Annotated in this window: 8 protein-coding genes; 6 read left to right on the top strand and 2 right to left on the bottom strand. The window is 68.1% G+C overall.

Annotated elements, in window-relative coordinates; genetic code table 11:
* Positions 1 to 32 precede the first annotated feature (32 nt).
* The 4 genes from recC (at position 33) to EA798_RS00940 (ending at position 9,336) form a co-directional block, all read left to right on the top strand.
* The gene (gene recC / locus EA798_RS00925; protein ID WP_122097746.1) at positions 33 to 3,302 is read left to right on the top strand and encodes an exodeoxyribonuclease V subunit gamma; all 3,270 of its coding nucleotides are present in this window, start codon (positions 33 to 35) and stop codon (positions 3,300 to 3,302) included.
* Positions 3,299 to 6,847 (top strand): exodeoxyribonuclease V subunit beta, encoded by a 3,549-nt coding sequence (gene recB / locus EA798_RS00930; RefSeq protein ID WP_122097747.1) that lies wholly within the window; start codon positions 3,299 to 3,301, stop codon positions 6,845 to 6,847. Before recC ends, recB begins: the two co-directional genes overlap by 4 nt.
* Positions 6,848 to 6,917: 70 nt before the next feature.
* Positions 6,918 to 8,765, top strand: a complete 1,848-nt coding sequence (recD, locus tag EA798_RS00935) for an exodeoxyribonuclease V subunit alpha (protein ID WP_122097748.1) — start codon at positions 6,918 to 6,920, stop codon at positions 8,763 to 8,765.
* A gap of 127 nt (positions 8,766 to 8,892) precedes the next feature.
* Complete coding sequence (locus EA798_RS00940; RefSeq protein WP_122098164.1) at positions 8,893 to 9,336, top strand: hypothetical protein; 444 nt, start codon at positions 8,893 to 8,895, stop codon at positions 9,334 to 9,336.
* On the opposite strand, the gene EA798_RS00945 is transcribed toward EA798_RS00940, so the two are convergent.
* A complete protein-coding gene (locus EA798_RS00945) occupies positions 9,337 to 10,257 on the bottom strand; it encodes an AEC family transporter (RefSeq protein ID WP_167462881.1) in 921 nt (306 codons plus the stop codon).
* A 156-nt stretch (positions 10,258 to 10,413) separates the two neighbouring features.
* On the opposite strand from EA798_RS00945, the gene EA798_RS00950 reads away from it, so the two are divergent.
* A complete protein-coding gene (locus tag EA798_RS00950) occupies positions 10,414 to 11,628 on the top strand; it encodes a GGDEF domain-containing protein (RefSeq protein WP_122097750.1) in 1,215 nt (404 codons plus the stop codon).
* A 9-nt stretch (positions 11,629 to 11,637) separates the two neighbouring features.
* Here EA798_RS00950 and EA798_RS00955 read toward each other — a convergent pair whose 3' ends face one another.
* The gene (locus EA798_RS00955) at positions 11,638 to 12,039 is read right to left on the bottom strand and encodes an acyl-CoA thioesterase (protein ID WP_003303235.1); all 402 of its coding nucleotides are present in this window, start codon (positions 12,037 to 12,039) and stop codon (positions 11,638 to 11,640) included.
* A gap of 224 nt (positions 12,040 to 12,263) precedes the next feature.
* Between EA798_RS00955 and EA798_RS00960 the strand changes: the two genes are divergently transcribed.
* Complete coding sequence (locus EA798_RS00960) at positions 12,264 to 13,232, top strand: PstS family phosphate ABC transporter substrate-binding protein (RefSeq protein ID WP_015275231.1); 969 nt, start codon at positions 12,264 to 12,266, stop codon at positions 13,230 to 13,232.
* Positions 13,233 to 13,413 lie beyond the last annotated feature (181 nt).

Here is a 13,413-nt window from a genome sequence, read left to right on the forward strand (position 1 = left end):
AACCTAGCGACTTCTGTTCACGCGGTGCACTCATGCTCAGCCTCTACCACGCCCCTGATCTGGAAACCCTCGGCGAACTGGCCACACGCCTGCTCGCCCAGCCGCTCGCCGACCCCTTCGCCCCGGCGCTGGTGGTGGTGCCGAGCCAGGGCATGGGTCGCTGGCTGACGCTGGAGCTGGCGCGCAAGCAGGGCATCGCCATGCAGCTGGAGATTCAGCTGCCGGCCAAGTTCGTCTGGGACCTGAGCCGCACGGTACTGGGCAGCCTGCCCGAGCAGTCGGCGTTCTCCCCGACCACCCTGACCTGGCGCCTCTACGGCTGGCTCTGCGAGCCGGCCAATCTCGAGCTGGCGCCGCGTCTGGCGCAGTACCTCGATGGCGGCGATGAGCGCCGGCGGCTGTCATTGGCGGCCAAGATCGCCGACGTCTTCGACCAGTACCTGCTCTATCGCGACGACTGGCTGGCGGCCTGGGAGCGTGGCGAAACCCTCGATCTCGGTCCCGACGAAGCCTGGCAGGCGCTGCTCTGGCGCGAACTGACCAAGGACGGCCACCCGCACCGCGCGCGCCTGCTCGGCGACCTGCTGCAGCGCCTGTACCGCGACGAGCCGCTGCCGGGCCTCCCCGAGCGCCTGCTGGTGTTCGGCATCAGCAGCCTGCCGCCGCACCACCTGCGCGTGCTCGATGGCCTGGCGCGGCATATCGACGTGGTGGTCTGCGCACTCAACCCGAGCCGCGAGGCCTGGGGCGAGATTCGCGATATCCGCGAGCTGGCCAGGCAACCGCAGAGCGGTGTCGATGACTGGTATCTGGACGTCGGCCATCCGCTGCTGGCCAGTCTCGGCAAGCAGGGCCGCGACTTTTTCGACTCGCTGTTCAGCCTCACCGCCAGCGAAGGCAGTCAGGAATTCGGCCTGTATTCCGAAGACGAGGACCTGCACGACGACAGCCTGCTGCATGCCTTGCAGAACGACATCCTGCGCCTGCGCACCCGCCTGCCCGATGAGCGGATCACCCTGGCCGAGAACGACCGTTCGCTGGAGGTGCATATCGCCCACTCGCCGCTGCGCGAGGTGGAAATCCTCCATGACCAGCTGCTGGCGCGCTTCGCCGCCGACCCGGCGCTGACGCCGGACCAGGTGGTGGTGCTGACCCCCGACATCGAACGTTATGCGCCCTTCATCGAGGCGGTGTTCGCCCCGCGCGAGGGCAGCCCGCGGATTCCCTACAGCCTCGCCGACCGCAGCCTGCGCGCCGAGGTACCGTTGATCGAGGCCTTTCTCGAACTGCTGTTGCTGGCGCAGAGCCGTTTCGCAGCCGAGGAAATCCTCGCCTGGCTGGAGCAGCCGGCCATCGCCCGCCGCGCCGGCATCGAAAGCGAAGACCTGCCGCTGCTGCGCGACTGGCTGCGCGAGGCCGGCGTGCGCTGGGGCCGCGATGGCGAGCAGCGCGCACGGCTGGGCCTGCCGGCCGAGCCGGCCTTTACCTGGCGCCAGGGGCTGGACCGCCTGCTGCTGGGCTTCGCTGCACCGCCGCAGCTGGCCGGCGACCGCGCGCCCTTGCTTGGCGAGCACTGGCCGCTGGATGCGCTGGAAGGCGCGCGCGGGCAGTTGCTCGGGCGATTGGTGGACTTCGTCGAGCGACTCGGCAGCCTGGCCGATCAACTGGCTAGGCCGCGCCCGCTGGCCGAGTGGGCGGATGACCTGCAAGTGCTGATCGATACGCTGTTCGACGAGCGCGAGGCCGGCGAGACGCTGCTGCTGCTCTCCCAGGCCTGCGCCGCCCTGCGCGATCAGGCCCAGGCCGCCGACCTCACCCGGCCCATCGAGCTGGAACTGGTGCACCAGCAGCTCAGCGCCGCGCTGCAGCAGGGCGGCGGCGCTTCGGGCTTTCTCACCGGCGCGGTGACCTTCTGCACCATGGTGCCGATGCGCAGCCTGCCGTTCCGCGTGGTCTGCCTGCTCGGCCTGGACGATGGCGCCTTCCCGCGGCGCACGCCGCCGTCGGGCTTCGACCTGATCGGCCGGCATCCGCGCCGTGGCGACCGGGCGCGGCGCCTCGACGACCGCTACCTGCTGCTGGAGACGCTGCTCTCGGCGCGCCAGGCGCTGTACCTGTCCTATGTCGGCCGTGACCCGCGCGACAACGCCGTGCTGCCGCCCTCGGTGCTGCTCAGCGAGGTGCTCGAGGCAGTGGCCATGACTGCCGTGCCGGCCGACGGGGCGCGGCCGGTCAGCCAGAAGATCCTCATCGCGCATCCGCTGCAGCCGTTCTCGCCGCGTAATTTCGGCGAAGCGCCCTGTGCCGGCTATTCGCTGCCCTGGTTCCGCGCCGCCCAGCGCCTGGCCGAGCCACCACAGGCGCAGGCGCAACCCTTCGCCAGTCTGCTTGCCGAACCCGATGAGGCCTGGCTGACTATCGAGCCGTCGCAGCTGCTGCAGTGCTTCCGCCACCCGGCGCGCTTCCTGCTCGAACAGCGCCTCGGTCTGCGCCTGGCCGATGATCAGGAATCGCTTGCCAGTGATGAGCCGTTCGATCTGGAAATGCCGGCCTGGAACGGCCTGCGCCGCCTGTCGCTGCAAGCGATGGAACAGGGCTGGAGCGACGAGGAGGAGCGGCGCATGGCCTGCGCGGCGGGCTGGCTGCCCACCGGCGAGCTGGGCCAGGCGCTGTGGGGCAAACTGCGCGGACCTGTGCGTGCCTTTGCACCGCGGCTGTTCGAACTGCGCCCGGACGCCGTGCCCGAGCCGCTGCCGGTGGACATTACCCTGGCCGGCGTGCGCATACATGGCTGGCTCGACGGCGTGACGCCGGGCGGGCTGTTCGGCTGGAAGCTCGGCCGCCTCGGCGAATGGGACCTGCCGCCGTTCTGGCTACGCCACCTGCTGCTCAACCTGTGCGCCACGCCCGGCATCGAGCGCCACAGCCTGATGCTTTCGCCGGCCGGTGATTGGCAGCTGGGGCCGCTGGCCAATGCCGCCGAGCTGCTGGAGCCCTGGCTGGTGGCCTACCGCAGCGCGATCCGCGAGCCGCTGCCGTTGCTGCCGCGTAGCAGCCATGCCTTCGCCAAGGGCTATCGCAAGCCGGCCCGCGGCAGTGAACCGCTCGACTGCGCCCGCAAGCGCGCCCGAGAGGCCTGGCTCGGCGCCGAGTTCAGTCCCATCGCCGCCGAGGCCGAAGACCCCTGGAACGCCTTGGCCTTCCGCGATCGCGATCCGCTGGACGAGCGTTTCGAAACCCTGGCCGAACAGCTGATCGGCCCAGCCCTGGATGCCCTGGCCGATGAGGAGCAGGAAGAATGAAACTCGACCTCCTCGACTCCCCCTTCGACGGCCGCTCGCTGATCGAAGCCAGCGCCGGCACCGGCAAGACCTGGACGCTCACCGCGCTCTATGCGCGTCTGCTGCTGGAGCGGCAGTTGTCCGTAGGGCAGATTCTGGTGGTCACCTACACCACCGCCGCCACCGCCGAGCTGCGCGAGCGCATCCGCGCGCGACTGGCCGATCTGCTGGCGGTTTATGACGGCACGCCGAGCAGCGATGACTTCCTCAATCGCCTGCACGCCCGCTACCCGGACGAAGCCTCGCGGCGGCGCCTGCTGCTCGCCGTGCACGGTTTCGACGAGGCGGCGATCTTCACCATCCACGGCTTCTGCCAGCGCGCCCTGCAGGACGCCGCCTTCGAGGCCGGCGGCGACTTCGACAGCGAGCTGACCGCCGATGACCGCGAGATCATCGACGCGCTGCTCGCCGATGCCTGGCGCAGCGAGCTGGCCGATGCCGACCCGGCCTGGGCGCGTTTCCTCGCCAAGAGCCGGATCACACCCGTGTGGCTGCGCCAGCGGCTGCGCAGTCATCTGGGCAAGCCCTATCTGCGCGTCGAGCCGCAGGGAGGCGTGGTGGCGGCCGATCTGCGCCCGGTCGAGGCGGCCTGGCAGCGTGCCGCGGCGCTCTGGCAGGAAGCGGGCGCTTCCTGGGTCGCAGCGCTTTCGGGCCACGGCGGCCTCAGTCAGAGCACCCACAAGAGCATCAAGTTTTCCTCTTGGCAGGCGGAACTGGATGCGTATTTCGCCGATCCGGCGACAATGTTCGACCTCCCCGAGGGTGCGGCGAAGTTCGGCGTCCGTGCACTGAGCAAGGCCTGCAAGAAGGGCCATGACGCGCCGGTGTGCGAGCTGGCCCATGCGCTGGATGAACTGGCGGATCAGGTCGCCGAGGCACTGCCGGCCGGCAAGCAGCGGTTGATCGCGCTGCAGGTCGCGCTGCTCGAGCGGCTCGATCGCGAGCTGCCCGAGCGCAAGGCGGCGCAGCGGCTGCTGGCCTTCGACGACCTGCTCAATCGTCTGGATCAGGCGCTGCGGGGGCCGGTCGGCAAGGACCTGGCGGCCTCGCTGCGCGCCACCTATCCGCTGGCGCTGATCGACGAGTTCCAGGACACCGACCCGATCCAGTACGCCATCTTCGACCGCATCTACGCCAAGGGCCGTGATGCCTCGCTGTGCTTCGTCGGCGACCCCAAGCAGGCGATCTACGCCTTTCGCGGCGCGGACCTGGCCACTTACATGACGGCCAAGCAACAGGCCGATCGCGAGCCCTTCAACCTGCCGACCAACTACCGCTCGACGCCCGAGCTGATCGCCGCGCTCAACCAGCTGTTCGACCATCCGCAGCCGTTCGCCCAACCCGACCTGCGTTATCCAGCGGTAGGCGCGGCCGACAAGCCGCGCGCTCGCCTGCGGCTGCTGGAGGAAGGCGGGGCGGCGCCGCTGTCGCTGGTCTGGCTCGGCGACGATCCGCTGGGCAAGGGCGAGGCCGCACAACTGGCGGCGAGCGACACGGCGCGACGCATCGCCGTGCAGCTGGCTGGCGCCGCCGAGGGCCGCGCCGGCTTCGAGCAGGGCGACCGGTTCACCCCACTCAAGGGCGGCGATATCGCCGTGCTGGTGGCCAATCACCGCCAGGCCGGGATGATCGCCGACGAGCTGGCCGCGCGTGGCGTGCCCAGCGTGCGTCGCGGGCGCGACAGCGTCTGGCGCAGCGAGGAGGCCGCCGAACTGGCCGCGGTGCTCGCCGCCTATGCCGAGCCGGGACGCGAGGGTCTGCTGCGGCATGCCCTGGCGACGCGCCTGCTGGGTCGCAGCGCCGCCGATCTCGCCCGCTGCCAGGATGACCAGCATGAATGGGACGCCGAGCGCGAAGCCGCCGAGCGCTATCACCAGCTCTGGCAACAGCAGGGCTTCATGCGCGTGTTCCGCGCCTGGCTCGACGAGCAGGCGGTGGCCGAACGCCTGCTGGCGCGGGTGGATGGCGAACGGCGGTTGACCAACCTGCTGCATCTGGGTGAGTTGCTGCAGGCCGAGAGCCTGCTGCGTCCCGGGCTCGAGCCGCTGCTTGCCTGGTTCAATGCCCAGCGCGGCAGCGAAGGCGCCGGTGAGGAAGCGCTGCTGCGCCTGGAAAGCGATGCCGAACGGGTGCAGATCGTCACCATCCACACCAGCAAGGGGCTGGAATACCCGCTGGTGTTCTGCCCTTTCCTCTGGGATGGCAAGCTGCTCGGCAAGAACCGCGACAGTGCCCGTTGTCACGATGCCGATGGCCAGCCGCTGCTGGACCTGGGCAGCGGCGAGCTGGAGGACAATCTCGAACGCGCCCGTCAGGAGGTGTTCGCCGAACAGCTGCGGCTGGCCTACGTTGCGCTGACCCGCGCCCGTGACCGGCTCTGGCTGCATTGGGGGCCGGTCAACCTGTGCAAGCCGAAGAAGGACGGCAGCCTGGCCGATGAAGGCCTGCACAGCAGCGCGCTGGCCTGGCTGCTGCACGGCCGGGATCTCCCTGGCGAGCACCCCTTGAGCGAGCTGGGCAATCATCTGGCGGACCTCAATGGCGGAAGCCTGCGCCTGGCCATCGAGCGCCTGGTCGCCACGAGCGACGGGCGCATGGCCTGCCTGCCGCTCGAGTCGCGTGAGGCCAGCACCCAGGGCAGCGGCCGCGCAGCGCCGCCCGAGCACCTGGCGCAGCTCAACCGCAGCCTCTACAGCGCCTGGCGCATCGGCAGCTTCTCCGGCCTCGCCGCCGGCATGCACATGGAAGCGCCGGACCGCGACGCCCTGGCGATGCCCGATGCCGGCGAGCCGGGCAGCGGCTTCTTCGCCTTCCCACGCGGCGCTCGGGCCGGTACCTGTCTGCATGCCATCCTCGAGGACTGGGCGCGGGGCAAGGGCGAGCTGGATGCGCTGGTCGAGCCGGCGCTCAAGGCCTACGGCCTGCCGCTGGAATGGAAGGAGATCGCCACGGCGCATCTGCAAAAGGTGCTGGAAACCGATATGGATGGCGCCGGCCTCACCCTCGCCGCGCTGCAATCGGCCAGACGCCTGCCGGAACTGGGCTTTACCTTCCCGGTGCGGGATCTGGACGTGGCGCGCCTGCGCGCCTTGCTGACCGACCCGGCCAACGGGCTGGCCGCACCGCTGCGCGAGGCCGCAGCGCGGCTGGAATTCGACAGCCTCAAGGGCTTTCTCAAGGGCTTTATCGACCTGACCTTCGAGCACGGCGGCCGCTGGTACATCGCCGATTACAAGTCCAACTGGCTCGGCCCGGACGCCAGCTACTACGGCGGCGAGCGGCTGCTGCAGGCGCTGGCGGGCGAGCACTACTACCTGCAATACCTGATCTACCTGGTGGCGCTGCGCCGCTTCCTGCGCCAGCGCCTGGCGGATTTTCGCGACGAGCAGCTGGGCGGCGCCTTCTACCTGTTCCTGCGCGGCATGCCCGAGGCCGGCGTTTACTTCGCGCGGCCGGACGATGCGCTGCTCGATGCGCTGGATCGACTGTTCGAGGAGGGACGGTGATGGTGCGCTTTGGCGGTCTTGGCCGCGAGAATGGGCGTGGCAGCGCTTACCTGCCGACCAGGAGCGATATATGACCCTTGCCGATCTGCCCCTCGCCCCGCTGGAGCGCGCCTTTGTCGCCAGCCTGCAGCGCCTGGAACCGCAGGCGCCCGAAGCGGTGCTGCTCGCCGCCGCGCTGTGCTGCGAGGCGCTGGCGTCGGGTGACGTCTGTCTGCCGCTGGCGCGCCTGGCTGGCAGGCGGCCCTGGCCCGATGTCGATCTCAGCCTGCCGGCGCTGTCCGTCTGGCGCGCACAGCTCGAAGCCTCTTTGTTGGTCGGGACACCAGACGACTATGCGCCGCTGACCCTGGTCGGCGAGCGTCTCTACCTGGCCCGCTACCAGGCCTACGAACAGCAGCTGGCCGAACAGCTGCTGGCCCGCGCCGGCGATGCGCCCGAGGTGGACGAAGTCCGGCTCGCCGAGAGCCTGGCGCGGCTGTTCGCCTTCAACCAGCAGCGTCCCGACTGGCAGCGCCTGGCCGCTGCGCAGGCGGTACGCCGGCGCCTGGCGGTGATTTCCGGCGGGCCCGGCACCGGCAAGACCACCACCGTGGTGCGCCTCTTGGCGGCGCTGCTCGAGCAGCCCGGCGGCGAACGTCTGGCCATCGGCCTCGCTGCACCCACCGGCAAGGCCGCCGCGCGCATGGCCGAAGCGATCCGCAACGCCAAGGCCGAGCTGCCGGTCAGCGATGCGGTGAAAGAGGCCCTGCCGGACGAGGCGCGGACCCTGCACCGCCTGCTCGGCAGCCGCGGCGACAGTCCGCGTGTGCGCCATGACGCGGCCAACCCGCTGGCGCTGGACGTGCTGGTGGTGGACGAGGCGTCGATGGTCGACCTGGCGCTGATGGCCAAGCTGGTCGCCGCGCTGCCGCCGAAGGCGCGGCTGATCCTGCTCGGCGACAAGGATCAGCTGGCCGCCGTGGAGGCCGGCGCGGTGTTCGCCGAACTCTGCGAAGGCCGCGGTTTCGATGCCCGGGCGGCAAGCGAGCTGGAGCGCATCACCGGCCAGCCCGTGCCGGTCGAGATGCCGCGCTCGCGCCTCGGCGATGCGGTGGTGCTGCTCACCCACAGCCATCGCTTCGCCGGCGACAGCGGCATCGGCGAGCTGGCGCGGCGGATCAACGCCGGCGATGCCAGGGGCACCGTCGCGCTGCTGCAGGAAGGTCGTGCGGATCTCGCCTGGAACGCGGCGCCCAGCGCGACCGCCTTGATCGAGCGGCTGGAGCAGGGCTACGCGCCCTATCTGCAGGCCGCGCGGCAGGGCGATCCAGGCGCGGCGTTCGAGGCCTTCAACGGTTTCCGGGCGCTGACTGCGCAACGCGAGGGTCCGTTCGGCGTGACCGGCATCAACGAGGCGCTGGAAACACGCTTCAGGCGTCGCCTCGGCGTGCCGGCCCGCGAGCGCTGGTATCCCGGCCGTGCGGTGATGGTCCGGCAGAACGACTACGCGCTGGGGCTGTTCAACGGCGATATCGGCCTGTGCCTGAAAACCGAGCAGGGCCTGCGGGTGTTCTTCGAAGGGGATGAGGGCTATCGCGGCTTCGCCCCGGCGCGGTTGCCAAGCCATGACAGCGCCTTCGCCATGACCGTGCACAAGAGCCAGGGCTCGGAATTCACCGAGGTGCTGCTGGCCTTGCCGGATCAGCCGAGCCCGCTGCTGACCCGCGCGCTGTGCTACACCGGCATCACCCGTGCCAAGCGCCGGGTGGAGATCTGGGCGCTGCCGGCACGGCTGGCCGAAGCGGTCAGCACCCGTGCCGAGCGCGCCGCCGGACTGGCCGAGCGGCTTGCACTACCTGAGGGCACCAGCCGCGCCAGCGAGACGTTACCCAGCGCCAGGCCGGCCGACCCCCAAGGTGATCAGCTCAGCCTGTTCTGAGCGTGCACTGCTGCTCGAAGCCGGCACGTTCGCGGCGCATCGCCACCTGTTTCGTGAAGCGGTTGTGGGTATGGCGCAAGGAATTCTGTTCCGATGCGCGTTCGCCAAAAGCCGACCGGGACTTGCGATGAGAACCTTCTTCCTTCTGCTATGGGGCCTGCTCAGCCTGACGATCAGCACCGCGGCGCTGCGCGCGGTGTGGCTCGAGCCCTCGCTGGCCAGCGGCTTCGCGCTGCTGCTGGTGGTCTATTACATCGTCTGCTTCTTCCAGCTTATCCGCGCCGCCTACCTGCCCTGGGGACTGCTGGGCGCCTACCGGCGCAGTGGCTACTGGCTGTGCCTGATCCTGCTGCCGCTGACGCTGATCCCGCTGCACGCGGCATATCAGATTTGGGAGCAGGGTGGTTACGTCGCTGCCGAGGCCTCGCTGCACACCGAGTGGCTGCACCTGCTGCTCGGCTGGCTGCAGGACGTCCTCGGTTATCTGGGGCCGCTGCTGGTGCTTGCTGCGCTGGGCATCGGCCTGGCGCTGATGCTGCTGCGTCTGTTGCGTGGACAGGTCGCGCGCTGATCAGCCGTTCAGCAGGGTGAGCACCAGCGGCAGGCTGGCCGCGGCCAGCAGGGTCTGCAAGGTGATGATGCCGGCCATCAGATGACTGTCGCCGCCGAGCTGGCGGGTGAGCACATAGGCAGTAGGGGCGGTGGGCAGGGCAAAGAACAGCACCAGGATGGTCGTTTCCATTGGTGGCAAGCCGAGTACCCGCGCCACAGCGTAGGCCAGCAGTGGCACGGCGAGCAGACGTACCGCGCAGTTCCAGCCCAGCGCCGGGATTTCCCCGCCCAGTTCCTGCGGCTTGAGCGCCGCGCCGACGCAGAGCAGGCCCAGTGGCAGGCTGGCTGCGGCCAGCAGGCCGAGGAGTCGCTCGGTGCCGCCCGGCAATCCCAGCCCGGACAGGTTCACCAGCGCGCCGGTCAGGCAGGCCAGGATCAGCGGGTTCTTCGCGATCGGCAGCAGCAACCCACGCACGCTGACGCCGCGTTCGGCGGTCAGCGCCCAGACCGACATGACATTTACCGTGGGCACCATCAAGGCCAGCATCAGTGCGGCCAGTGCCAGGCCTTCCTTGCCGAACAGGCTGCCGACCGCCGCCAGCCCGAGGTAGGTGTTGAAACGCAGCACGCCCTGGGTGATTGCGCCGAAGCGGCCAGCGGACCAGCCGCGCAGGCGCTTCATCAGCAGCAGGGCGATCCACGCGAGGCCAAGGCCGAGCATCACCGCGCCGGCCAGCTGCGGCAGGGCAGGGTTGTCCAGCGGCGCGGTGGCCAGGCTGCTGAACAGCAGCGCTGGAAACAGGACGAAGTAGTTGATGCGTTCGGCGCCTGGCCAGAACTCCACGCTGGGAAAGGCACGCAAGCGCAGAAAATAGCCGGCAACGATAAGAGCGAAGAGGGGCCAGAGGGCCAGCAGAAGGGCTGTCACGGATACATCCAGCTATGCATGTGAAAGGGATCTTCAATGCTGGAAACGTCCAGTGCAAGTCTCCTGTCCAAGCTGTCGGGTTCATGCAGAGGTTACGCCGGTCGGACTGTCGTCAATTCAGTAGTGGCCTGGTGATATCATTTTGATCGCTGAAACGACGGGCCACCGATGCCACATACCACCGACTACTCCTCCACCGAGGGCTTGCGCGATACGCCCTATGGCCGGCAACTGCATGCCGGCTTTCGGTTGCTGTGCTTCAAGCCGGCGCTGGAGCGGGAGTTTCGGCATTACCTGGACCGGCACGCCCGGGCCTCGCAGCGCCTTGCCGCGCTGCTGCTGATTCTCGTCGTCTCCGGCTATCTGTACTGCGAGCTGCGGCTGTTCGATCTGGGCGGCACGGGTTGGCTGACGACGCTGACCCTGTTGCGGGGCCTGCAGATTCTTCCAGGCGTCGCCGTGCTGGTGCTGACATTCTACAGCCGCAGGTTTCGCGCGCAGGCCAACCGGGTTTTTCCGGTATTGCTGGTGTCGGTCGGCATTCTCGCTGCACTGATCGACATCCGTTTCGAAGCGCTTCAAACCGAGCTGAACTTCCGCTACGGCGCGGGCCTGCTGATCGTCAGCTCATTCTTCTTTCTTGGCGTGACCTTCTGGTGGGCGTTGCTGTGCGCGGTACTGATCGTGCTGGCCGATGTGTTCATGGCCAGTCTGATCCTTCCGGCCGAGCGGATGCCGGAGCACTGGATCGCGGTCAGCTACTACGTACTGCTGCTGATCATCGGTGCCATCAGTCGCTACGTGCACGAGTATTCGCAGCGGGAACAGTTTCTGATGCGCAAGCTGCTGGGCTGGGTCGCCGAGCACGATGCCCTGAGCGGTCTGGCCAATCGGCGCAGCCATGACCTGGCGCTGCGTCAGCGGGTCGCCCAGGCGCGCCGGGACCGCCGGCCGCTAAGCCTGCTGTTGCTCGATCTGGATGACTTCAAGGCCTACAACGACAAGTTCGGTCATCCGGCCGGTGATGCCTTGATCCGCACCTTTGGTGAACTGCTGGCCGGCTATGCGCGGCGACCGCTGGATCAGGCCGCGCGGGTGGGCGGCGAGGAGTTCGCGCTGCTGCTGTACAACTGCGACAATGCCGCGGCCCAGCGTATTGCGCGACAGCTGATCAGCGCATTGGCTGCGCTCGACATCAGGCACCCGCAGGACGCCATCGCGCGGGTGGGGGTCAGCATCGGTATCGCCACGTTGCAGCAAGGGCAGCAGCCCGAGCAGCTCTACCATTGCGCCGATACCGCGTTGTACCAGGCCAAGACCAGCGGCAAGAATCGCTTCGCGGTGGCGGCGGCGCAGCCGCGTTCGGACCTGCCGGATCGCTAGCCGCTCGCGTCAGCGGCGCGGTGGTACCGAGCGGGTGCGGCCGCTGCCATCGATGGCGACGAAGACGAACACCGCTTCGGTGACCTTGCGCCATTCGCTGGACAGCGGATCGTCGCTCCAGACTTCCACCAGCATGCGGATCGAGCTGCGCCCGACCTCCAGCGTCTGGGTATAGAAGGACAGCTGCGCGCCGACCGCCACCGGAACCATGAACGCCATGCGATCGATGGAAACCGTCGCGACCCGCCCGGCTGCCACGCGGCTGGCCATTGCGGTGCCGGCCAGATCCATCTGCGACACCAGCCAACCGCCGTAGATATCGCCGAAACCGTTGGTTTCGCGCGGCAATGCGGTGAGCTGCAGGGCCAGGTCGCCCTGCGGAATCGGATCTTCCTGTTCGTACTCTTTCATTCGGTCTGACTCGCGGCGCGATTGTTGTTTTGGCGCGAAATGCCCGTACTAGCGCGGGCGACGGCGCCGAGTATAGCGGCTGTGCAGTCGCACAGCGACCGCGGCCGGTCAATGCGCCGCTCCGTAATCAGATTGTCACACTTGCTTCATAGAGTGTTCACACGGCCTGCAGATACTGGCCCCCGTTCCAACACACTCGAGCACACACCTGCTAGGAGCAAGGTATGAAACTGAATCGTTTGATGGCGGCCCTGACCTTTGTAGCCGCTGGCGTTGGCGCTGCAAGCGCGGTCGCTGCTGTAGACCCGGCCCTGCCGAGCTACCAGAAGACCTCCGGTGTATCCGGCAACCTGTCCAGCGTTGGCTCCGACTCCCTGGCCAACCTGATGACCCTGTGGGCCGAAGAGTTCAAGCGCAGCTATCCGAACGTCAACATTCAGATCCAGGCTGCCGGTTCCTCCACTGCGCCGCCCGCTCTGACCGAAGGCACCTCCAACATGGGCCCGATGAGCCGCCCCATGAAGGACAACGAGATCCAGGCCTTCGAAGAAAAGTATGGCTACAAGCCGACGGCCGTTCCGGTGGCCATCGACGCCCTGGCGGTGTTCGTGCACAAGGACAACCCGATCAAGTCGCTGGATATCGAACAGGTCGACGCCATCTTCTCCAGCACCCGCCTGTGCGGTGGCGAGAAGGACATCAAGACCTGGGGTGATCTGGGCATGACCGGCGAATGGTCCAACAAGCCGATCCAGCTGTTCGGTCGTAACTCGGTATCCGGTACCTACGGCTACTTCAAGGAAGAAGCCCTGTGTAAAGGCGACTTCAAGTCCAACGTCAACGAGCAGCCGGGTTCCGCTTCGGTGGTGCAGTCGATCTCCAGCACCCTGAACGCCATCGGTTACTCCGGCATCGGCTACAAGACCTCCAGCGTCCGTGCCGTACCGCTGTCCAAGGGCGGCGAAGCCTTCGAGGCGAGCGAAGAGAATGCTCTGGCCGGCAAGTTCCCGCTGGCGCGCTTCTTCTACGTCTACGTCAACAAGGCGCCGAACAAGCCGCTGAGCCCGATCGATGCCGAGTTCCTGAAGCTGGTGCTTTCCAAGCAGGGCCAGGAAGTGGTGGTCAAGGACGGCTACATCCCGCTGCCGAAGAAGGTGGTCGACAAGACCATGACGGATCTGGGTCTCAACTGAGCGCAGATGCCCGCCTTGCGATAGTTATCGCGAGCTGAGCAGACGCCCGCCACGCTTACGCGTTGGCGGGCGTCGTCGTGTCACCTCTATGTAATTTTTCTGTCACACGGCTGCAGTAAATTAGGCGCCGAACCGGCCACCAGGCCCGGAAGAGGCTCGCGCCAACGCGGCGCGGCGGTTT

This window comes from Pseudomonas songnenensis (assembly GCF_003696315.1).
In the GTDB taxonomy this organism is placed as follows: Bacteria; Pseudomonadota; Gammaproteobacteria; order Pseudomonadales; family Pseudomonadaceae; genus Stutzerimonas; species Stutzerimonas songnenensis.

Excerpts from the sequence above, each read along its gene's own strand:
- EA798_RS00950 (WP_122097750.1), top strand. The coding sequence starts at position 10,414 with ATGCCACATACCACCGACTACTCCTCCACCGAGGGCTTGCGCGATACG.
- EA798_RS00955 (WP_003303235.1), bottom strand. The coding sequence starts at position 12,039 with ATGAAAGAGTACGAACAGGAAGATCCGATTCCGCAGGGCGACCTGGCC.
- EA798_RS00960 (WP_015275231.1), top strand. The coding sequence starts at position 12,264 with ATGAAACTGAATCGTTTGATGGCGGCCCTGACCTTTGTAGCCGCTGGC.
- recC (WP_122097746.1), top strand. The coding sequence starts at position 33 with ATGCTCAGCCTCTACCACGCCCCTGATCTGGAAACCCTCGGCGAACTG.
- recD (WP_122097748.1), top strand. The coding sequence starts at position 6,918 with ATGACCCTTGCCGATCTGCCCCTCGCCCCGCTGGAGCGCGCCTTTGTC.
- recB (WP_122097747.1), top strand. The coding sequence starts at position 3,299 with ATGAAACTCGACCTCCTCGACTCCCCCTTCGACGGCCGCTCGCTGATC.
- EA798_RS00940 (WP_122098164.1), top strand. The coding sequence starts at position 8,893 with ATGAGAACCTTCTTCCTTCTGCTATGGGGCCTGCTCAGCCTGACGATC.